The sequence below is a fragment of the Proteus columbae genome (genome assembly GCF_009914335.1).
In the GTDB taxonomy this organism is placed as follows: Bacteria; Pseudomonadota; Gammaproteobacteria; order Enterobacterales; family Enterobacteriaceae; genus Proteus.
This window is the reverse complement of sequence record NZ_CP043925.1, coordinates 1,723,112-1,746,282: the sequence shown is the minus strand read 5'-3', so window position 1 is coordinate 1,746,282 and position 23,171 is coordinate 1,723,112. Positions and strand designations below refer to the sequence as shown.

20 protein-coding genes are annotated in these 23,171 nt (G+C 38.4%); 7 read left to right on the top strand and 13 right to left on the bottom strand.

Annotated features, from left to right (window positions below; translation table 11 throughout):
- Positions 1–60: 60 nt before the first annotated feature.
- The 7 genes from F1325_RS08460 (at position 61) to F1325_RS08430 (ending at position 8,941) form a co-directional block, all read left to right on the top strand.
- Positions 61–2,235, top strand: coding sequence for a TonB-dependent receptor domain-containing protein (locus F1325_RS08460; protein WP_160230319.1), 2,175 nt, complete (start codon positions 61–63; stop codon positions 2,233–2,235).
- Positions 2,236–2,306: 71 nt separating this feature from the next.
- Positions 2,307–4,334, top strand: a complete 2,028-nt coding sequence (locus F1325_RS08455; RefSeq protein WP_160230318.1) for a TonB-dependent hemoglobin/transferrin/lactoferrin family receptor — start codon at positions 2,307–2,309, stop codon at positions 4,332–4,334.
- Positions 4,335–4,369: 35 nt separating this feature from the next.
- The gene (locus F1325_RS08450; protein ID WP_160230317.1) at positions 4,370–5,419 is read left to right on the top strand and encodes a hemin-degrading factor; all 1,050 of its coding nucleotides are present in this window, start codon (positions 4,370–4,372) and stop codon (positions 5,417–5,419) included.
- Between the two features lie 15 nt (positions 5,420–5,434).
- Entirely contained in the window at positions 5,435–6,250 is an 816-nt protein-coding gene (locus tag F1325_RS08445) for a heme/hemin ABC transporter substrate-binding protein (RefSeq protein WP_109372441.1), read from the top strand.
- Positions 6,250–7,254, top strand: coding sequence for a FecCD family ABC transporter permease (locus F1325_RS08440; RefSeq protein WP_109372442.1), 1,005 nt, complete (start codon positions 6,250–6,252; stop codon positions 7,252–7,254). Before F1325_RS08445 ends, F1325_RS08440 begins: the two co-directional genes overlap by 1 nt.
- Positions 7,251–8,045, top strand: coding sequence for a heme ABC transporter ATP-binding protein (locus tag F1325_RS08435; RefSeq protein ID WP_109372443.1), 795 nt, complete (start codon positions 7,251–7,253; stop codon positions 8,043–8,045). Before F1325_RS08440 ends, F1325_RS08435 begins: the two co-directional genes overlap by 4 nt.
- Before the next feature lie 527 nt (positions 8,046–8,572).
- Positions 8,573–8,941 (top strand): helix-turn-helix domain-containing protein, encoded by a 369-nt coding sequence (locus tag F1325_RS08430; RefSeq protein ID WP_069369334.1) that lies wholly within the window; start codon positions 8,573–8,575, stop codon positions 8,939–8,941.
- Positions 8,942–9,035: 94 nt separating this feature from the next.
- Here the strand turns inward: F1325_RS08430 and F1325_RS08425 are convergent, their stop codons facing one another.
- The 13 genes from F1325_RS08425 to pheT all read right to left on the bottom strand — a co-directional run bounded on the left by F1325_RS08425 (position 9,036) and on the right by pheT (position 23,157).
- On the bottom strand, positions 9,036–10,055 hold the full coding sequence (locus F1325_RS08425) for a lipoate--protein ligase A (RefSeq protein WP_109372445.1): 1,020 nt from the start codon (positions 10,053–10,055) through the stop codon (positions 9,036–9,038).
- A gap of 77 nt (positions 10,056–10,132) precedes the next feature.
- Positions 10,133–10,624 (bottom strand): C40 family peptidase, encoded by a 492-nt coding sequence (locus F1325_RS08420; RefSeq protein WP_036937364.1) that lies wholly within the window; start codon positions 10,622–10,624, stop codon positions 10,133–10,135.
- A 149-nt stretch (positions 10,625–10,773) separates the two neighbouring features.
- Entirely contained in the window at positions 10,774–11,172 is a 399-nt protein-coding gene (gene arnF, locus F1325_RS08415; protein WP_160230316.1) for a 4-amino-4-deoxy-L-arabinose-phosphoundecaprenol flippase subunit ArnF, read from the bottom strand.
- Entirely contained in the window at positions 11,169–11,510 is a 342-nt protein-coding gene (gene arnE / locus F1325_RS08410) for a 4-amino-4-deoxy-L-arabinose-phosphoundecaprenol flippase subunit ArnE (RefSeq protein ID WP_160230315.1), read from the bottom strand. Before arnE ends, arnF begins: the two co-directional genes overlap by 4 nt.
- A complete protein-coding gene (gene arnT / locus F1325_RS08405; protein WP_160230314.1) occupies positions 11,510–13,174 on the bottom strand; it encodes a lipid IV(A) 4-amino-4-deoxy-L-arabinosyltransferase in 1,665 nt (554 codons plus the stop codon). The genes arnE and arnT overlap by 1 nt, the downstream gene beginning before the upstream one ends.
- A 7-nt stretch (positions 13,175–13,181) precedes the next feature.
- Positions 13,182–14,075 carry a 4-deoxy-4-formamido-L-arabinose-phosphoundecaprenol deformylase gene (gene arnD, locus F1325_RS08400; RefSeq protein ID WP_109372449.1) on the bottom strand — a complete coding sequence of 298 codons (894 nt, stop codon included), beginning with the start codon at positions 14,073–14,075 and terminating at the stop codon, positions 13,182–13,184.
- A gap of 9 nt (positions 14,076–14,084) precedes the next feature.
- Positions 14,085–16,067: a bifunctional UDP-4-amino-4-deoxy-L-arabinose formyltransferase/UDP-glucuronic acid oxidase ArnA gene (gene arnA / locus F1325_RS08395; protein WP_109372450.1), complete on the bottom strand. Its 1,983-nt coding sequence runs from the start codon at positions 16,065–16,067 to the stop codon at positions 14,085–14,087.
- Entirely contained in the window at positions 16,067–17,047 is a 981-nt protein-coding gene (arnC, locus tag F1325_RS08390) for an undecaprenyl-phosphate 4-deoxy-4-formamido-L-arabinose transferase (RefSeq protein WP_109372451.1), read from the bottom strand. Before arnC ends, arnA begins: the two co-directional genes overlap by 1 nt.
- Positions 17,048–18,193: a UDP-4-amino-4-deoxy-L-arabinose aminotransferase gene (gene arnB / locus F1325_RS08385; protein ID WP_109372452.1), complete on the bottom strand. Its 1,146-nt coding sequence runs from the start codon at positions 18,191–18,193 to the stop codon at positions 17,048–17,050.
- A 133-nt stretch (positions 18,194–18,326) separates the two neighbouring features.
- Positions 18,327–19,076, bottom strand: coding sequence for a vitamin B12 ABC transporter ATP-binding protein BtuD (locus F1325_RS08380; protein ID WP_109372453.1), 750 nt, complete (start codon positions 19,074–19,076; stop codon positions 18,327–18,329).
- Between the two features lies 1 nt (position 19,077).
- Positions 19,078–20,088 (bottom strand): vitamin B12 ABC transporter permease BtuC, encoded by a 1,011-nt coding sequence (gene btuC, locus F1325_RS08375; RefSeq protein WP_109372454.1) that lies wholly within the window; start codon positions 20,086–20,088, stop codon positions 19,078–19,080.
- Between the two features lie 380 nt (positions 20,089–20,468).
- The gene (ihfA, locus tag F1325_RS08370; RefSeq protein ID WP_023582381.1) at positions 20,469–20,765 is read right to left on the bottom strand and encodes an integration host factor subunit alpha; all 297 of its coding nucleotides are present in this window, start codon (positions 20,763–20,765) and stop codon (positions 20,469–20,471) included.
- A 4-nt stretch (positions 20,766–20,769) separates the two neighbouring features.
- Positions 20,770–23,157, bottom strand: coding sequence for a phenylalanine--tRNA ligase subunit beta (gene pheT / locus F1325_RS08365; protein ID WP_109372455.1), 2,388 nt, complete (start codon positions 23,155–23,157; stop codon positions 20,770–20,772).
- Positions 23,158–23,171 lie beyond the last annotated feature (14 nt).

Genomic DNA, 23,171 nt, shown 5'->3' with positions numbered 1-23,171 from the left:
AAGCCACCTATCAACTCAGCTAGGCAGCCAGCTAAATAACTCCATATACAAGGACTTTTTATGGATATTTATGGTATGTGTATGCTGAAAAAACATTTCAAATATTCAGGTATAGCAACAGCACTTTGTCTGTTGTATTCCCCTATTGCCTCTGCACACCCTGAAAATACAGGAACGGACTCTCTTACTGTTATTGGCTATAACGACGATCGATCCTCAGACTTTCACTCTGTTATTGATACTTCTTCGGCTAAAACACAAACCGCATCAACTACTGGTGAAATATTAAAAGATGTTGCTGGTGTGACGTTATCAGGAACGGGTATCACGAATGGCTCGAATATTTTGATGCGAGGATACGACCAAAAAGGTATCAAGATCCTCGTTGATGGAATTCATCAACCACTAGAGAACACCATAAATAATTTAGGTGGTATCTTTCTTGATCCCTCTTTAATTAGACGTGTTGATGTAAAACATGGCTCCGCATCCACTTTGCATGGTGCAGGTGCTATGGGAGGAGTTGTCGCGTTTAATACTCTTGATCCTCGTTCCATATTAGGTACGGATAAAAAATTAGGCGCAAAACTATTTAGCTCAGTTTCATCAGCAGATCGCCATTTTTCTTATGGTGGCATTATTGCAGCAAGACACGATATTGTAGAAGGTTTATTTGCGTATAGCCAACGTCAACGTGGTCCTATTCGTCTTGCTAATGGTGATAAATTAGAAAATCACGAGCATATTAAAAATTTCTTTGCAAAAGCTTATTTTTATCCAACTGAAAATCAAACGCTTATTATTTCAGCTCGCCATTATGATAATTCAGGTGAACAACGAGAAGTTTTGCATCGAATGGGCGGATTTGGCAAGAATGAAAGTAACCAGATGCAGCGCGACACTCAGCAAAAAAATTATGCGCTCACTCACCACTATGTTTCTGATACAAACTCATGGTTAGATTTAACCACTTATCTTTACTATTCACAGTTTGATATTAACCAAACTTTTTTAACGGATACTAAATTAACAACGTCAGATTTAAAAAAAAATATCCAAGGTAAAATAGGTAAATACGAAGCACGTACACAATCGACTTACGGGCTTAAATTTGAAGATAATGCCAGTATCAATTGGTTTGACACATTCAATCAATCTGTGATTATTGGTACAGAAGCTTATCAGCAGAAAATGCAATCAAATGAAGAAGCAAAAAACTTTCCTTTAGCGAAAATGAATTATATCGCAGGTTGGTTGCAAAGTTCTCTCAGTACACCATCACTCCCTCTCACACTCACAACGGGTATACGTTATCACTATTACAAAAATATACCTGGTGAAGGGCTTGATCCTTTCTTCAGTAAATTTTCGGCTAAAACATTACAAGCAGAAAAACATACATCGAGTTATCGAGGAACAACTGAAAATATCACGTTAACATTCACACCAACACGTTGGTTACAACTTTATTCTACCTATTCAACTGCGTTTCGCGCGCCAACTTTAAATGAAATGTTTAATGATTCATTCCATTTTAAAGCGGGTTTTTTTAATGCGCATTGGGTGCCTAATCCAAACTTAAAACCTGAAAGAAATAGCACTTGGGAATATGGCGCTGATTTCTCATTTAAACAGCTTTTATCACAACAAGATAAACTCATTTTAAAAGCAGCTTATTTTGATACTAAATCAAAGGATTACATTACTTATGGTCCTTGGCATTCAAGTTCATTTGCGGGTAAATTAAATCTCCAAGCATTTAATATTCCCGAAGCAATGATTGAAGGTATTGATCTTAGTCTGCGTTATTCACACCCATTAATTTCTCTAGGTTTAAGTTATAACCGTACTCATACCCTTGAGTTAACCACACATGAAACCATTTCGCCTGTTCGCCCTGAAATACTGACGACCTTTATTCAACTTCCTGTTACTAAAACCCCATTCTCATTAGGGTGGTCAGGAAAATTCGCTGGTACTACCGCGAATAAAGGCACACATCGAGGACAAGCGCCTCATGTAAAAGGCAAAACTACAAATCGAATGCAAGAACTTATTACCCAATATCCGGGCTATGGTATTCACGATTTTTCAATTAGTTATCAATCTCAAAACAATAAAGATATTCAAGCCGCGTTAGTGCTCGCCAATGCGTTTAATCGAGAACATTTCTCGGCATTAGGTGTGCCACAAGAAGGTCGAAATATCAAAATGTCCATCAGTTATCGCTGGTAGATGAGGAGCAATAATTTACATAACAAAGGGCTGTATTTTAACAGCCCATTAAATAACGGAGATCCATCTGCATGTCTCAGTCATCCCTATTGATTAAATTCAGTTTGCTGGCAATTGCAGTTTCTTCTGCTTGTGTATCTGCACAAGAGAAGACGCAAACTAATGAGAAGAAAAAAACAGAAGTGCTTACAGTTTATGCGACGGGTAATGAGCGTGATAGCTTTACATTACCGATGATGTCAACAGTTATAAAAAATAACAATGCGTTGTCAGAAACAGCAGGAAGTGCTTCTGAATTACTTCGCCATGTGCCTGGCATTTCAATTTCAGGCGCAGGTCGTACTAATGGTGAAACCATCAGTATGCGAGGATACAGTAAAAATGGAATACTGACACTTGTAGATGGCGTTCGCCAAGGAACAGACACCGGTCATATCGACAGTATTTTTGTTGATCCTCTGCTTATAAAACAAGTTGAAGTTATTCGAGGTCCTTCTGCTCTGTTATATGGTAGCGGTGCCCTTGGCGGTGTTATCGCTTACGATACGGTTGATGCAAGCGATCTGCTTTCAAAACACGAACAAGGTGGCGTACGTGTTACTGGTCTTGGTAATACCGCCCAGCACAGTCAAGGTATGGGTGTTACGGCTTTTGGCCGACACGATAACCTTGATGGACTCGTCGCATTCTCAGCCCGTGATAAAGGTGATACTCGTTACGGTGGGGGTTATCGTGCTCAAAATGATGAAACCATTATCAATCTACTTTCCAAAGGGCGCTGGCTAATTGATGATAGCAACACATTAAGTGGACAATTCCGCTATTACCATAACAATACAAATCAACCTAAAAACCCTCAAGTTGCCAGTGGCCCAACACCTGCAAACGTAGAAACTGATCGCACCACAACACAAAAAGATGTTCAGTTAACCTATCAATTTGATCCTTCAGATTCACAATGGATTAATTTGAAAACACAGGCTTATTACAGTGAAGTTGATATCAATGCCAAAACGGTACAAAAAGGATTTGAAGGTCGAGAGCAAAAAACCTATGGCGTAAAACTCGAAAACCGCTCACAAGTGGGTACGTACAGCTTTGCATCACATGGATTGACTTATGGTGGCGAGGTTTATAAACAAAAACAATCACCAAGCCAAAATGCAGAAAGCTTCCCACAAGCCGATATCCGTTTTATGTCCAGTTGGGTACAAGATGAAGTCACTTTACGTGATTTACCTGTCTCCCTAATTTTAGGAACACGTTTTGACAAATATAAGAGCCAAAACGATCGTTATGATGACATTACTGCGGATAAATGGTCATCAAAAGGGGCAATCAGTATCACACCAACTGACTGGTCAATGCTGTATACCTCTTACTCACAAGCATTTAGAGCGCCAACTTTAGGTGAGATGTATAACGATGCAAAACATTTTGATGCACCTTTCCCTGGCGCGCCAACAAACTATTGGCGTCCAAACCCTAATTTAAAGCCTGAAACCAATTCAACTACTGAATATGGGTTAGGTTTTCAATTCGACGACTTATTATCTAATAATGATAATCTGAAAATTAAAGCTGCCCATTTCAATACTCGCGCAAAAGATTATATTGATGCAGATGTTGCTATTTTTCAGGGATATACACAGTCAACAAATATTCCAAGAGCAACTATTTGGGGATGGGATGTTTCGATGAGCTATCAATCAAAATTCTTTAATTGGGATTTAGCTTATAACCATACCAAAGGAAAAGATAATGCGACAAATGCCTCAATTACCTCAATTGAGCCAGATACATTAACCAGTCGCTTTGATGTTCCTGTACCAAGTACCGATTTTTCTGTGGGTTGGGTCGGTCAATTTACCAAAAAAACGGACTTTACCAAGCATGACCGTTTTAATCGCCCAACCAATCGCCAACAAGCAGGTTATGGCGTTAATGATTTCTACCTTCGTTATGAAGGTAATGCCTCATTAAAAGGATTAACAACCTCATTTGTACTGGGTAACGCATTTGATAAAACGTATTACTCTTCTGCAGGTATTCCTCAAGAAGGACGAAATGCAAAAGTACTTGTGAGTTATCAGTGGTAATTAACAATAAAATCAACGATATAATAGGAGTTTCTGTGAATAAACCTCTTTATGAGAGCTACCTGCAAGCTAAAGCGGACAAAAAAGCATCATATGCACGAGATCTCGCTACTTACTTAAATGTCAGTGAAGCCGAACTCACTCATGCCCGTGTAGGACACGATGCAAAGCGTCTACGCAATGATGTACAAGAATTATTAAAAGCATTGAGTAAAGTAGGTGAAGTCAAAGCGATTACTCGTAATGATATTGCCGTTCATGAACACCTTGGTGAATACACAAATGCCCGTTTTAACGATCACGCAGGGTTAATCTTAAATCCGCGTGCAATGGATTTACGCTTTTTCTTCGCTTATTGGTCAAGTATTTTTGCACTTGCCGAAGAAACATCAAAAGGAACGCGTTATAGCATTCAATTCTTTGATATGCATGGTGATGCATTACATAAAGTCTATGCAACAGATAACACGAATATGGATGAATGGAATGCACTTATTCAAGCATTTTTATCTGAAGAAAACCCCGTTTTAGATATCACTCCTGTTGAACCATACTCAAACACACCTGTTAGTAATGAATTAGCGGAACAACTTGAACAACAATGGCGTTCAATGACTGACGTTCACCAATTCTTCAAATTACTAAAAGAAAATAACTTAAGTCGTCAACAAGCATTCAAAGCGGTTCCTGATGACCTTGCTTATCAAGTTGATAACAACGCACTGAAAACCTTATTAGAGCTCGCTAAAGAAGCGCAAAACGAGATCATGATATTTGTCGGTAGCCGTGGCTGTGTACAAATTTTTACAGGCCAAATTGATCGTCTAGTACCGCATCAATTTGAAAATAGTGAGCAAGTTTGGATCAACGTTTTCAATCCTGCTTTTACACTTCATTTAATTGAAAGTGAAATTGCAGAGAGTTGGGTAACACGTAAACCTACTCAAGATGGGTTTGTTACCAGCCTTGAAATCTTTGATAACAAGGGGCAGCAAATTGCTCAACTCTACGGACAACGCACTGAAGGTACTGCTGAGCAACTACAGTGGCGTGAACAAGTGAATACCCTCACTAAAATCGCCTAATCGGAGAATGATTTAATGAAAAAATGGCTTCTTTTGATCCTGTGTAGCGTCATATCGTCCATCACTTCGGCCAATGAACGTATCGTTACTATTGGTGGCGATATTACAGAAATTGTTTTCGCATTAGGTGCAGGTGAGCAAGTTATTGCAAGAGACAGCACCAGTTTAGTTCCTGAACAAGTGAAAACACTTCCTGATGTGGGTTATATGCGAATGCTAAACCCAGAAGGAATTTTATCTGTCAAACCAACGTTGATCATTACCAGTGAACTCGCTCGCCCTTCTTTAGCATTACGTCGTATTAAAGAGGCTGGAGTTGCTGTTAAAACGATTACAGGTACACATTCATTAGAAGCCATTAATGAAAAAATAGACACCATTGCGACAGTTTTAAATAAAGAACAAGAAGGCAATCAACTAAAAGAGAAACTCGCCCTCTCTATTAAGCAAATTTCAACCACTCCTATCGATAAGAAAGTCATTTATATCATGAGTCATGGTGGTGTTGTTCCAATGGCTGCGGGTCAAAATACAGCTGCGGATACCATTATTTCACTGGTTGGCGGTAAAAATGCCATGCAAGGGTTTACAAGCTATCGCCCACTTTCTCAAGAAGGTGTTATTGCAAGCCAACCTGATATTTTGCTAGTAACCAAAGAAGGTATTAAAGGTATTGGCGGAATTGAAAAACTATGGGAGTTACCTGGCATAAAATACACACCAGCGGGTAAAAACAAGCATTATGTTATTGTTGATGATATGGGATTATTAGGCTTTACCCTTTCAACACCAGAAGTCATGCATCAAATTCGTCAAGCATTGGAGCAATAATGTCTCGTTTTCGTTCACCGTGGATGAGTATTTTAGTTTTACTCTTTTTACTCACTACGGTTACATTAATTTCTGTGAATAGCGGTGCATTAGCCCTTTCGTTTCATACATTATGGAATAGCTCTTTTGATGATATGGAATGGCAAATTTGGCTAGATATCCGTCTACCTCGCGTATTATTAGCCATTCTTGTTGGAGGAGCTTTAGCAATATCAGGCGCGATAATGCAGGGATTATTTAGAAACTCATTAGCTGATCCTGGTCTACTTGGTATTAGTAGCGGTGCAGCACTAATGGTTGCCATTGTGATTATTCTACCGTTCTCTTTTTCACCAGCCTTTGCATTTTACAGTCATATTGTTGCCGCCTTTATTGGCGGTTTAATTGTGGCAATGATTATCTTCTCATTGCATCAATTAAGTGATGGTAATTTAGCGCGGTTATTGCTTGCCGGTATTGCTATCAATGCGCTATGTATGTCTTTTATTGGTGTATTAAGTTACATCAGTACCGACCAACAGTTACGTCAATTCTCACTTTGGATGATGGGTTCATTAAGCCAGATTGACTGGAAAACCTTATCTATTGCAACCCTTGTGATCATTCCTGTTAGCATTTTGGCATGTTGGCAAAGCCATAAATTAAACCTATTACAACTTGGTGATGAAGAAGCGCATTACTTAGGGCTAAATGTAAGAAGAACCAAATTTATTTTGTTACTTCTTAGCGCCATTTTAATTGGCTGTGCTGTCGCACTGAGTGGTGTTATTGGATTTATTGGACTTGTTGTTCCGCACCTTATTCGTATGCGCATTGGGAGTAATCATGTATGGCTATTACCTGCCACTATTTTAGGTGGTGCGACACTATTACTCGCTGCTGACACATTATCACGAACATTGGTATCTCCAGCAGAAATCCCTGTGGGGCTCATTACAGGATTAATTGGTGGTCCTTATTTCCTTTGGCTGATCTTACGACAACCCGCAGGAAGAATGTCATGATTGAAAAACAAAACACGCCATTACTCTATGGAAATAATTTAACTTACCGAATCGGCAATAAGACCATTATTGATGATGTGTCGCTTTCGTTTAATGCTGGGGAATTAGTTACCATTATTGGCCCTAATGGCGCAGGAAAATCATCGCTATTACGCTTATTAACAGGCTATACAACACCAACACAAGGTCAATGTTATTTTAAACAAAAAAACTATTCACAATGGAATAGCCAGCAATTAGCGCAAAACCGTGCTGTTATGCGACAAAATAGTCAGCTCTCATTTTCATTTTCAGTCGAAGAAGTGGTTGCTATGGGAAGAACACCTCATGGGCAACAACATAAAAAAATGGCAATTGAAACCGCACTACTCCAAACAGACTGTTTAAAATTTAAAGATAGAGACTATCGTCAATTATCGGGGGGAGAACAACAGCGAGTACAACTTGCTAGAGTGTTAGCGCAATTATGGCACCCTACACCACAAGAAGCCGTATTGTTCCTTGATGAACCAACCTCCGCACTTGATCTTTACCACCAGCAACACAGCTTACGTTTATTAAAAAAATTGGCAAAAACACAAAATCTTATGGTGTGTTGTGTTTTGCATGATCTTAATTTAGCGTCTCTTTATGCTGATAGAATTTTATTACTGCATCAAGGAAAGTTAGTTTGTGAAGGTACACCACACAGCGTACTCACAACAGAAAATATACAAAAATGGTATGGTGCAGATGTGAGTGTTAATACTCATCCAGAACATATATATCCTCAAGTTTTTCTACGCCCCTAAAAAGAGCACTACCTAAATTTTTATTACCAAGCCACCTTTTAGCATTACTTTCTAATAGGTGGCTTAGTTAATTTATTATCAATAAACTTAGCAATTGAAAATAAAATGGTGAAGGTAATATCACATCGATTGATTAATAAATCTTATTTTAATTTTTCGATACTCAGTCAAATAAATTGAATTTCAAATACACCTTAATCAATGATTAGCTTGTATTTCGCACCAAAAAGCATAACAGAGCGAAAAATAAAAGGTATAACAGAACTATTAAACTAAAAAAATAAATCAATAAATTCAACAAAGTAAAAGTCATACAAAATATCACTTTTAATCAGAAATATTCAGCAAACTGAACCTTACTTAAACTATATAAGTCACACCTATCGTTGTGATAATGATTATCAATCACGAAAAGCACTTTTTGCCTACCTGTTATTTTCCTCATGCTTAAAATAGGTTATAAATAACATACGTTACTATTCTATTTACTTGGGCACTGTGTCCCCACCATTTTTGTGGGAGGTTTTATGGCTGAAAATGTCGTTAATGATATTCTGAAATGGTTAGAAACCCAGTTACAACGTAACGAAGGTATAAAAATCGATACGATTGCAAATAAAAGTGGCTACTCTAAGTGGCACTTGCAACGCATTTTTAAAGATTTTAAAGGCTGCACATTAGGCGAATATGTTCGCAAACGTCGCTTATTAGAAGCTGCTAAATCATTACAAGAAAAAGATATGTCTATTTTAGATATCGCTTTAATGTATGGTTTTAGCTCTCAAGCAACATTTACACGTATCTTTAAAAAGCATTTCAATACTACACCCGCTAAATTTAGAGAAAATGGCAAAATGCCAGACACTCATTGCTTTATGTCATGTGAAAATCACTAATCAATTTCGCATCACATTATTCTTCATAAAAAAACCAGCTTTTTAGCTGGTTTTTTTATGCTTATTGTTTATCGTTTTCTAACGTTGATAAAAATTACGCTATCGCTGTCACAAGCCATTCTTGAAGCTCGTTAAGCTCTATTTTATTATTAGGATATCGCTGAGTGAGTTGCTCAATAAGCGCTTTTAGAGACTCGGGTGTGTAACGTTGCCCTACCAACATCTCTGATAATGCTTCTAATGGCGCAGGATCTAAACTGTCTGTATATATTTGACTTCTAATAACGTTGCCACGCTCGATATCAAAATGTAGCTCAACGCCCCCCCATTTAAAACGATTATCTAAAAGATGTGAAAACGCAGGTGCTTGTCCAAAATTCCACTCCCAACTACTTTGTTTAGTGAAAGTTTCTTCAAAACCGGGTAAATCAGGTAATTTTTGCGGTGAAATAATCTCTGCTTCTACTCGTTCACCATAGTATTCAAAAAAGCTTTCAGTGATAGTTTCACAAAGTTTTTCATGGGTAATATTAGGTTGAAGCTCGATCAAATTAGCCACTCGAGAGCGAACAGACGTGATACCTTTAGCTTGAAGTTTTTTCGGATCTGGATTGAGGTAATTAGCTAATCTAGATAAGTTAGCATTTATTAATAATGTACCATGATGAAAACCACGATCTTTAGTCTCTTTATAGGCTGATCCAGAAACCTTTCTTTCACCATCATCTTGAGGAACCACCAAATCGTTACGTCCTGATGCCGTAGCATTAATGCCTGCTTTTAATAATCCATCAAGAATAATTTGAGTTGAAATTGTTTTATTATATTCTGGCTTTCCTGCCATAAAGGTAAAACAGGTATTGCCAAGATCATGGAAAACAGCCCCACCACCACTTGAACGGCGAGCTAATTTCACACCATCTTCATCCATTTTACGGGTGTTACACTCTTTCCATGGATTCTGTGCTCGACCAATAACTACCGTATTATCGTTACGCCAAAGAAAAAGTACGCGTTGATCAGCGGGCATTTGTCTAAAAATACACTCTTCAACAGCAAGGTTAAACCAAGGATCATAAGACTCGGAAATTAACAGACGCAATTTGCCTGACATAAGGAATACCTATATGAAGAAAATAAGGTATACGATACCATAACTCTCAATATATTAGGCTGTTAAATGGCACGAAACTACAATCGGCGAGCCTGCCAAAATGTCTTTTTCCAATAGACATTATCAAGGGATGAACGAGTTACCCCTTTGCTAGTTGATGCATGAATAAATGTATTATCAGTATCATAAATACCGACATGAAGCCCATTTTCACCACCGCCCGTTTTGAAGAAAACCAAATCACCAGGCATTAAATCACTTTTACTGATTTGTGTACCATATTTGGTTTGATCAATGGTCATTCGAGGAAGTTTTATATCAAAACGATCACTGTAAGTTTTATACACGAAGCCTGAACAATCAATACCAGAAGGCGTCATTCCACCATAGCTGTAAGGCGTACCATACCATTGCTCAAGTTGCGATTTTAATTGCACTATCACCATGATGGGATCGGAAAGTTGTGTTTTTAAGGGAGGCGCAGGTGGAATACGCTTAGATGGACTAGATGAACACCCAGCCAGCAGAATAATACAGAGTAAGAAAGGATAAAAAACGGACTTTCTCATTGCATCCACCATTGTTATTACCATAGATTTTAAAATCTATCTGCTTTTTTAAGCAAAAACAAGTTATTGAAGATAAATGAGTGATGATTGGTAGAATAAATCGCACAATTAACAACAGGGATCAGAAAATAAATTCTGCAATCATTAAGTTAGTGTGATTGTGCTTCTTTCGTTTTTTGGCTTATTAACCACACTCCGACCATGATAAATGCTACACCCGCTGTTTTTGTCCATGATGGTGTTTCTTGAAACCAAGGCAATATCACTGCAAGAATATAAACAAACACATAACTCAAGCTGATCAGCGGATAGGCTTTATTTAAAGGAATGGTACGTAAAGTGAATAGCCAGCAAACCATAGAAAGAACATAACCGACAAGGCCAACAAACACGATAGCGAGTGGCGTTACATTGACCCACAACCATGAGAAATCAACCCACTGTTTTTCTAGCTGTAAAGCTGGTAATTCAGACATACCAAACTTTAGCAACAATTGAGCCGCTGTCACTAATAATGCGCTTCCAATTGCCCATAGATAGCCTTTCATACTTGTATACTCATCAATATAATACCAACCATAATTGACGCGATACCAATCCAATGTTTTACATTAACGGGCTCTTTATAAACAAACTGGCCAATTAACGTCACCACAATAAAGTTAATACTTAACATAGGATAAGCAATACTAAGAGGCAGAATTTGCAATAACCGTAACCAAAACAACATCCCCAAACCAAGCATTACAATGGCAATAAAAAGCCAGAAAATCGTTTTTCTGGCTTTTGTTAATGAGTCACTTTGCCAGCTAACCACCGCTTGCTTTTGACAAACTTGCCCTATGCAGGTCAAAAAGCTCACGATCAGCAATAAAACAAATGACATTAATTACGCTTCTCATAAGTTAAAATAGCAACTCGATGGTTTGTCACCAGCTCTTCAGGTCTTGGTAATTGTGCTAGTTTCTTAGGATCTTTAAAGGTAATAACAACTGAAACATTCCCCTCTTTTCTTGCTTCTTCTAACCACTGAGCAAAATTATCAGGTTTAATTAATTTATGCTGTGAATCAGGGTACTCTTCAACACCATAAGTTAATTCGCCTGTTCTTTCATAAAGGTAAATATCGCTACGCTGTAATTCCCACGCTAATCCCGCACCGATACCAACACTATTGCTCACAATGTATTTGCTTGCGTTTAATGTCTCTATATTTTGGCGAATAAATTCTTGAGGTAACTTTCCATCTACGCTGCTATTTGGTATTGCCTGACCGATACATAAGCTAACACCTAGCGAACAAGACGCCGCCCATAACCAGTGTTTTCCATTAAGTGTAGAGCAAAGATAACCAATAATGCCCCATAATGAAAATGCCACTATAGCTAATACCCATTTAGACCATTCATATGGCATATATATAGGTTTTGAAGAAGCGAGTTGGATAATTAAAATAGCGATAACAACAGCAACACCAATAAAGATATTGATATAACCATTTATACGCAGCGCTTTCATTCTAAATTTGCGTGCACAATCTACGCCATATTTCGCCATTAGCATTGCTAGCGGCGCCATAAACGGCAGCATATACGTCGGTAGCTTACCTTTCGCAATACTAAAAAATAAGAATGGAACGACAAACCAGCATAATAAGAAAAATAATTCAGGACGCTTACGTCTTTTCTTCCATGCGCTAGTTAATGCTCCAGGCAATAGACCAAGCCACGGTATAACGCCGAGTAATACAACAGGAATGTAGTACCAAAATGGAGAACTATGTTGAGCATCTTCACCCGAAAAACGCTGAATATGTTCAACCCAGAAGAAGTAGTGCCAATAATCTGGCTCTGCCTTAGCAATAGCCAATGCCCACGGCAAACTAATTAATGCTGCACTAAATACGGCAAGTAAGCCATAGAGCAACATTTGCGTAAATTGTTTTTGATACAGCGTGATAGGTATCATAACAATGACCGGAATAGCTAACGCTAAAAATCCTTTGGTCATAAATGCCATACCACATGCAAGCCCTAATGTTATCCACGCCAATATTCGTGTTTTTACTGTGGTAGCTTTAAGCGCCCAAAAACAGCAAACCATACTCGCGGTAACCCAAAGTGCCAGCATAGGATCTAATACACTGTAAGTACCTACGCTAAACACTAAGAACATGGATAAATAGATTAAACTAGAAACAAAAGCGACTTGGCGGTTACGCCACATCATTCTTGCCAATAAATAGACAAGTAATGTGCTTAAGAGAATAGAAATAACTGAGCCAAAACGTACAGCAAAATTGGTGTGGCCAAAAATTAATTGGCTAACATTATTGATCCAATAACCTGCTACGGGCTTCTCAAAATAGCGAATATCGAGCATATGAGGAACAATCCAGTTCCCGCTCACCACCATTTCACGGCTAATTTCCGCATAACGGGTTTCATCTGGTTGCCATAATAACCGGCTGTTCAATGGAAATAAGTAGGTAAGAACAAAAAAAAGAGCCAAGAGGATGGCCCCGATTTTACTCGCCCGGTTATTCAACATAGTTTCGTTAGACCTCTTGTTGGCACCCTAACCAGCCTTCTCGACCTGGAAAGTCAGATCGAACAACTTTACCCATCGGAAGCGTTTCTTTATCTAGTGGTAATAAATCGCTTAACGGACAGAATTCGATGCCTTCATTTGCAATCATTGCCAGTAACTGCTCAAATTGAGCGGCTTTTGACATTCCTTCAACTTCGGTATGAATAGTATAAACAGGTATTCCACTGTCTTTTTTGATTTCATCAATAATAAATTGATTAAAATCTTCATCCTTTACCTTTGTACCAACAACTTCATCATAAGTTGGTAATGTTACTGGAATTTGCACCGTACCGATAGAACCATTTTCTAAAATGGGTCTAAAAGGATGCGTTCCTCGACAATCACTATTGTAATCGAATTGAAAAGTTTCTTTCACTGTTAATACGCGTTCATCTGCTCGCCATCCAGCAACTGCCGAACATTTTACAGGGTTTTCAAGTGCTTTTTCCAGTGCTTCAACACCTAAACGAACTTGTTGCATTAATTCTTCTGTTGACCAGCGCCCGACTTTTGCTTGCCAGCCTTGATGATCCCATGAATGCAATCCAACTTCATGTCCCGCATCTTGGGTTTCTTTCATCAAATAACCTAAATTTTTAGCAATTTTTTTACCCGGCCATGCTGTTCCTGCTAATAAAATATCTAAGCCGTACAGTGATGCAGCATTAGATCTCAGCATTTTCCATAAAAATTTAGGCTTTAAAAGGCGCCATAAATGGCGCCCCATATTATCTGGACCCACACTAAAGAAGAAGCTGGCATGAATGTTATGTCTGGCAAATACATCCAGCAGTTGTGGAATACCTTGTTTCGTTCCTTGATAAGTATCCACATCAACTCTCAAACCAACTTTCTTCATTATTTATTCCTATTTAGTGCCTAATTCTTCAACTGCGCCACGTAAGAAGAAATCTAATGTTTCTTCTACTGTTTGGCGAGTTTCAATACTTGGTTTCCAATCCAATAAACGCTCTGCGTTTTTAATGCTCGGCTTACGGTGTTCAACATCTTGGTAGCCTTTACCATAGTAACTGCTACTTTCAATTTTCTTGAAGCCTGCAAATGGAGGAAAGTGACCACGTAACTCATGTTTTTCAAAGCAATCTAACAGCATTTCTGCTAATTCTCGAATACTTGCTTCGTTAGTTGGATTACCGATATTGATAATTTGGCCGTCACATTTGTTATCACGGTTTTCAATAATACGGAATAAAGCTTCAATACCGTCATTGATATCAGTGAAACAACGTTTTTGCTCACCACCATCAACCAATTTAATTGGAGAACCTTCAACCAAGTTCAGAATTAATTGTGTGATTGCACGAGAGCTACCAATACGTGCTGAATTTAAGTTATCTAAACGAGGTCCCATCCAGTTAAATGGACGGAATAACGTAAATTTCAAACCTTCTTTGGCACCATAAGCCCAAATAACTCGGTCTAATAACTGTTTAGATACAGAGTAAATCCAACGTTGTTTATTGATTGGGCCAACAATCAGACGTGAATTATCTTCGTCAAACTCTTTATCATCACACATACCATAAACTTCTGATGTGGATGGAAAAATAATACGCTTATTATATTTAACACAATAACGTACAATTTTTAAGTTTTCTTCAAAGTCTAATTCAAATACACGTAATGGATTTCGGGTATATTCAATTGGTGTTGCAATAGCCACTAATGGCAGAATAACATCACATTTTTTAATGTGGTATTCAATCCATTCTGTATGAATGCTCACATCACCTTCAATAAAGTGGAAACGTGGATTACCAATAAAGCGCTCAATTGCAGAAGAACCGATATCCATACCATAAATATCATAGTTATCATCTTTCAATAGACGCTCTGTTAAATGGTTACCAATAAAGCCATTCACACCTAAAATCAGAACACGTTTACGACGTTTTACTTGTGCCGTTGCTTTGGGTCCAACGCGAACATCAGTCACAATGCCCATTTCTGCCGCTAAACGACTTCCTTGAACATAAAGACCATTTTCACTTTGACCAGTAACAACTTCGATTGCACCTTTCGCACACGCAATCACTAAAGGTTCTGTTGAAATGACAGTACCAGGACGTTTGCCTTGATTATCAGCAATAGCGCGTGAACGCCAGATAATCATTTTGCGTTCACCTAAGAAAGTAAATGCACCTGGATATGGTTCTGTAACAGCACGTACTAAGTTGTGGACTGTTTTTGCATCTGCATTCCAGTCGATTAAACCATCATCAGCGCAACGACGGCCAAAATAAGTTGCTTGGCTTTCATCTTGTGCAGTTGTTGAATAATCACCTGATGCGATATGTGGCAACGCACTAGAAAGTAACTTATCAGCGGCTTCTCTTACTTTTTCATGTAAAATCAGAGAAGTATCATTATCTGCAATAGTGACTTTTTCTTGAGCAACGATATCACCTGCATCAGCTTTCGCTGTCATTTTATGCAGAGTAACACCCGTTTCTGTTTCACCGTTCACAATCGCCCAATTAATTGGTGCGCGGCCGCGATATTTTGGTAATAAAGAACCGTGTAAATTAAACGCGCCTTTTGGTGCCAAATTCAGGATCTCATCACTTAACATGTGACGATAATAGAAAGAAAAAATGACATCAGGTTTCATTTCACGAATACGTTCAATCCACAATGGGTGATTGACATTTTCAGGTGCAAATACTGTCAATCCCATTTCTGCACTCACACGAGCAACAGATGAGAAGAAATGATTTTCATTAGGATCGTCAGTGTGGGTAAATACAGCCTGAATATCATAACCTGCTTTTTCAAGTGCTTTTAAACCAACACAGCCAATATCATGATAGGCAAATACTATTGCTTTCATTAGTCTTTTTCCTGATCTTCGTTGGGTTTATTAATACCAACCACTTTTTGGATAAAATACCGAGGACGCGCTCTTACATCATTATAAATTCGGCCTATATACTCACCTAATAAGCCCATTGCAACGAACTGCGCACCGATAAACATAAATAAGATTGCAAAAAGTGTGAATACACCTTCAGCAGCCCACATTGCACCGAAAATAATACGTAAAATAATCAACAGTAAGGCTAAGACAAAGCCAGATACAGCGATCACACTGCCGACAATGCTTAATAAACGTAATGGTGCCGTGGTTAGACAAGTTAATAGGTCGTACATTAAATTAATCAGCTTTAAAAAACTGTATTTTGAATCGCCATATTCACGCTCTGCGTGTGCAACATCAATTTCAATAGTACGACGAGCGAATGTGTTCGCAAGAATTGGAATAAATGTACTTCTTTCGTGACACTGTAACATCGCTTCAACAATATGGCGACGATAAGCACGCAACATACAACCGTAGTCTCCCATAGAGCGACCCGTTGCTTTAGTGATCATTGAGTTGATCATTTTTGAAGCGGTTTTGCGAAACCATGAATCTTGGCGGTTACGACGACGAGTTCCGACAACGTCATACCCTTCTTCAGCAGTCGCCACAAGTCTTGGGATCTCTTCAGGTGGATTTTGTAAATCAGCATCCAATGTGATCACTAAATCACCATCAGCCTGATTAAAACCAGCCATAATTGCGGAGTGTTGGCCGTAATTACGGTTTAAAATAATTGCAATAACGTGATTTTCTTCAATGGCAGCCGCTTCTTCTAACATCTTAGCTGAATTGTCACTACTACCATCATCAACAAGGATCAGTTCATATTCTTGTTCTAATTGTTTACAGCTTTTAATTGTACGTTCTAAAAGCTGAGGAAGGCTCTCTTCCTCGTTATAAACGGGGATTACAACCGATACTTTCTTGATTTTATCAAATGTTGACACTTAAATATGCTCCGAAAGAATTTCATTGATCGCATCTACAACGCGAATAACATCTTCATTACTCATATCAGGAAACAGCGGCAGCGAGCATAACGTTGCAGAGTTCCATTCTGATTGAGGAAGGGATAAAGAAGGATAGCGCTCACGATAATATTTTTGGGTGTGCGCTGCGCGGAAATGAAGCCCTGTACCAATATCTTTTTGCTTCAATTTCTCCATAAAAGCATCACGATCGATACCACAGGCATTTTTATCAACTCTCACCATAAACAGGTGATTTGCATGTAAATGTGAATATTCAGGGACACTCAACATTTCTAATGGAGAATCTTTGAGTTTTTCACGATACAGTGCAACCAACTCAGCACGTTTAGCATTCATTTCATCTAAACGCCCTAATTGCACCACAGCAATCGCCGCATGAATATCAGATAAGTTGTATTTATAGCCAGGTTCAACAACTTCTGCTTGAGGTTTACGACCTTGAATTTGTCTATCAAAGGCATCTACCCCTAAACCGTGGAATTTTAAGCAACGTACTCTATTGGCTAATTCGTCATTATCAGTAACAACTAATCCGCCTTCTGCACAAGTTACATTCTTAATCGCGTGAAAAGAAAAAATGGAGGTTCCTTTTTCACCAATCCATTCATTTTTATAGCGAGTACCAATAGCATGCGCTGCATCTTCAATAAGAGGAATGCCTGCATCTTGTGCAACTTTTCTTAATGCATCAAGATCGCAAGGTGCCCCCGCATAATGAACCGGAATAATTGCTTTCGTTCTAGGTGTAATCGCTTTTTTGACGTCTTCTGCACTCACCATCAAAGTATCACGGTCAACATCAATCATCACTGGCTCTGCACCAAGTAATGTAATGATGTTCATCGTCGAAACCCAAGTTTGTGATGGTGTGATAACTTCATCACCAGCGCCAATTCCCATCGCCATTAAAACAACATGCATACCCGCAGTGGCAGAGCAAATTGCGATAGCATGTTTGCTACCAAATTTTTCACAAAAATCTTGCTCTAATTGATGATTTTGAGGGCCTGTTGTAATCCAACCTGAACGCAGTACATCCTCAACGGCTTTGATTTCTTCATCGCCAATCGCAGGGCGAGAGAAAGGAAGGAAGTGACTCATAAAAATGTAGCCTAGTTAATGAATGAATAAAAAACAATTATATACAAACTATTGTTCGCCGACATCCGTCTTATTAAGAAAATATTAAAAAACCCTTAATAATTACTTGGGGATAAGCTTAACAATAGCCATATTATTGCAAAACCCGCCAATCAATATGATCAACATCATTGATGCACTTGATATTTGAATTAAATGTAGTTGATAATAATTTTTCGTCCAATAAGAGTGCAGATGCGCCAGAATTAACCAAATATCCATTTTTTATGAGCCAAACTCTGCCTGCTTTTTGATAAGAATGATTTAAATTATGTGTACTCATAATAACGGCACCACCTTGTTGGCAAAATTTATCAACCCATTTATCCAAAATTGCCAACTGTACGACATCTAAATTATTCGTTGGTTCATCAAGTAACATTAATTTTCCTTTTAAATCATAACTTGACCATAATTGGATAAATGCGCCAACAATTCTAACCCTCTGCCATTCGCCTCCTGATAAATGATGAATGTTTTTTGACAATAATTTGTCAATTTTAAAATCATTTAACAGCATATTTAATTGTTGAACATCCATTTTCGACAATTTATGATATAGCGAGAGATAATGAAAAACAGGCATAAATGACAAAGCTTCCAATTGTTGTATAACAATGCTCTGCATTCTAGAAAGATCATCATATTTATAATGTCTTATTGAAGTTTCGTTTAGAATGATTTCACCATTAAATGGAAGCTCTCCTGCGATTGCCATTAAAAGTGTGCTCTTTCCTGCGCCATTTGCGCCAATTAAGTGAACACGTTCGCCATAATTTACTTGTTCTGTAAATGCGTTAAGTCGATCATTAACACTTAAATTATCAAGTTTAAGTAACGCCATATTACAAACGCCCCATCTCTTTTGTTGCCAATAACCAGATAAATAAAGGGGCACCAAGCGTTGCTGTAATCACTCCTATCGGAACTTCTGCACCATTTAAAATCAAGCGAGATAGCAGATCAGCAAGCAATAACAATCCACCACCAGCAAGCGCGCACGCGGGTAATAACGTTTTATAATGGGTTATTCCACATAGTCTTAATAAATGCGGTACAACAAGCCCTACAAAGCTTATAGCGCCCGCTAAAGCAACGCTCAGCCCTATCAATATCCCAACGGCTAAAATAAACCAATTTCGCCATTGATTAACGGATATACCTAATTGCTTTGCCCTGAATGACCCCAAAGATAAATAATTAAGAACATCAGCTTGTAGAATAAGAATTAAGACAATAGGGATAAGAGCCCAAAATAAGATTTGATGACGCCAATCAATGCCACTAAAACTCCCCATCAACCAATACATTAATTGTCTTAAATCCAAAGCTGAACTGAAATAAACCAACCAAGTCATTATCGCGCTTGCCATAACACCTAATGCCACGCCAATTAATAATAACTGAGCATTAGACAGCTTTCTTATACGGGTAAAAAACATTAATAAGAGAGTGATCCCTAATGCACCGAGTATCGCCGCACTACTTATTAACCAAGGACTTAAACCAATTTGTAAAACAATGATTAATACAACACACACTCCCGCACCACTGCTTACTCCTAGTAATCCTGGCTCTGCGAGTGGATTTTGGAATAGTGCCTGCATAATAGCGCCTGCAATTGCTAGGCTGGCACCAATAGTCACTACTGCAAGTATTCTTGGTAAACGGATCTGCCAAACAAATAAATGGGCTTCATCTGTTAACCATTGATGTGGAAATAACGTAATCTCACCAACAGAGAGGGAAAAAACAAACAAGAAACATAATACAAATGCCATTAGAAACAGCTTTTTTCTGTCGTCAATGCGTTGTCTTTTAGTAAATTTAATCAGAGGATTTATTTCTTTATTCATTTCATTCCCTATCCATGCAACAACGGCTCTTACTGTTTTTATTTATAAAATAATTTTTTAGCAACATAACATGTTCGTATTCAATGATGAAAAACTAAATTTAGAACATGTAAGCCAGCCTCTAATAATAAAGAAAAAATTGGGATTAACTATCACAGTGTTGATATAGGCAAGAGATGAAAAGAAAGAGTCAAAATAAGAAATGAGAATAAAAAGAAAGATAACTAAAAAATAAAAACCTTCCATCCAAATAGAAATATCCATTCAGACTATATCGATAAATATAAACATCCTAATGCGTTTATCATCAAAATTAAATACAGACAATAATGATAAAAAAACGGCTTTCAAAGAAAGCCGTTTTGGATGTTTTTTAAATCTTATTCTTTTGGTGTTGCGCTCTCAACCCGGCTTTTTAACTTTTGTCCTGGGCGGAAAGTAACAACACGGCGAGCTGTAATAGGAATGTCTTCCCCAGTTTTCGGATTACGACCTGGGCGCTGATTTTTATCACGCAGGTCAAAGTTTCCGAATCCAGACAGCTTCACCTGTTCTCCATTTTCAAGAGAACGACGCACTTCCTCAAAAAAGGATTCTACAAGGTCTTTTGCATCGCGTTTGCTAACACCAAGTTTTTCAAACAGATTTTCTGCCATTTCAGCTTTTGTAAGCGCCATAGGTCTAGTCCCTCAAGGATGCTTGGAATCGCTGTTTCAATGCTGCTACACAGTTACTCACTGTTGCAGCAATCTCATCTTCTTCCAGTGTATGCTCGATATCCTGCAAGATTATGCTAATAGCGAGGCTTTTATAGCCCTCTGCTACTCCCTTACCACAATACACGTCAAATAAGTTTATGCCAACTATTTGATTTCCGCCAACTTTCTTACATTCGGCTAAAATATCCTCTGCAGCAACATCATTCGGAACAACTACAGCGATATCTCTACGATTCGAAGGGTAACGAGAAATTGCTTTTGCTTGTGGTAAACTGCGATTTGCAATTGCATTCCAACGTATTTCGAATACTACCGTACGACCGTTTAAGTCAAGTTTACGTTCAAGCTCTGGATGAACAACGCCAATACAGCCAATATATTCATTTCTCAGATAAATCCCAGCACTTTGTCCCGGATGAAGTGCTGAATGATTAGCTGGTTTAAATGTAATTTCATCTAGCTGGCCTGTCAATTCCAGAATTGATTCAATATTACCTTTCAAATCAAAGAAATCAACAGTTTGCTTCTCTAAACCCCAATGTTCTTCATTACGGTTGCCCGCGATCACACCAGCTAACATAAGTTCCTGACGTATTCCATATTCTGCTTGATTATCAGGAACAAAACGCAGACCTGCTTCAAATAACCTAACTCTAGATTGTTGACGGTTCTGATTATATACAGTCGTAGTCAATAATCCGGTTAATAAAGACAGTCTCATTGCTGACATATCCGCTGAAATTGGATTAGGCAGAATTAATGCTTCTTCATTTGGATGTAGTAAAGATTGGATCTTAGGATCAACAAAACTATAAGTAATTGCTTCTTGGAAGCCGTTGTCTACTAGCATTGTTTTAACGCGTTTTAATGACAAGTTCGCTTCGCGATGATTAGTCATCACCAAATCAGCGCGTAATGGTACATCTGGAATATTGTTGTAACCATAAATACGAGCAACTTCTTCAATCAAATCTTCTTCGATTTGAACATCAAAACGCCAAGAAGGAACTGTTGCTAACCAGCCATCATTTTCAACAGAAACGTTGAAACCTAAGCGAGTTAATGAATCCAGAACTTGTGCATCATCAATTACGTGACCTAATAAACGGTCTAATTTTTTACGTGTTAATTTAACTGGTGCAATATTTGGTAAATGTGCTTTATTGGTTACATCAATCACTTCACCAACTTCACCACCGCAAATTTCTAACAGTAACTTAGTTGCGCGCTCAATTGCGTTGTATTGCAGCTCAAAATCAACACCACGCTCAAAACGATGAGAGGCATCAGTATGCAAGCCATAACGACGTGCACGGCCTGTGATGGATAATGGAGAGAAGAATGCACACTCTAAGAAAACATTTTTCGTTTCTTCATTAACACCTGATGATTCACCACCGAAAATACCAGCCATACCTAATGCTTGTTTTTCGTCAGCAATAACTAATACATCTTCTTTTAATGTAATTTCATTGCCATCAAGTAAAGTCAGTTTTTCACCTTCTTTACCCATACGAACAACAACAGCACCTTCAACGCGATCAAGATCGAACGCATGTAGCGGTTGACCCATTTCAAGTAGGATTAAGTTGGTGATATCAACAATTGGGTCAATAGAGCGAATGCCACCACGACGTAACTTTTCTTGCATCCATAAAGGTGTTTTTGCTTTCACATTCATATTAGTGAAAACACGACCTAAATAACGTGGACACGCTTCTGGCGCTTCAACACGCACAGGGAATGTTGCTGAAGAAGTTGCCGCAACAGGCGACATATCAGGTACTTGGCATTCCATTTTGTTGATAACAGCGATGTCACGAGCAACACCTAAAATGCCTAAGCAATCCGCACGATTTGGTGTAATGCTAATTTCAATCGCATTATCATTTAATTTTAAGTATTCACGAATATCCATGCCAATAGGTGCATCAGCAGGTAATTCAATAATACCTTCATGATTTTCTGAAATAGCTAATTCAGAAAATGAGCACAGCATACCTTCAGAAGGTTCACCACGTAGTTTTGCTGCTTTAATTTTGAAATCGCCTGGTAATACAGCCCCAACAGTTGCAACTGCAACTTTTAGGCCTTGTCGGCAGTTAGGTGCACCACAAACGATATCGAGTAATCTGTCACCGCCTACGTTAACTTTCGTTACACGCAATTTATCGGCATTAGGGTGTTGTCCACATTCAACAACTTCACCTACAAACACACCGTGAAAATCACCGGCAACAGCTTCAACGCCGTCAACTTCAAGGCCAGCCATTGTCAGTTGTTCAGAAAGCGCCTCGCTACTAATCGCTGGGTTTACCCACTCACGTAACCAAAGTTCACTGAATTTCATGAGATAATCCCACC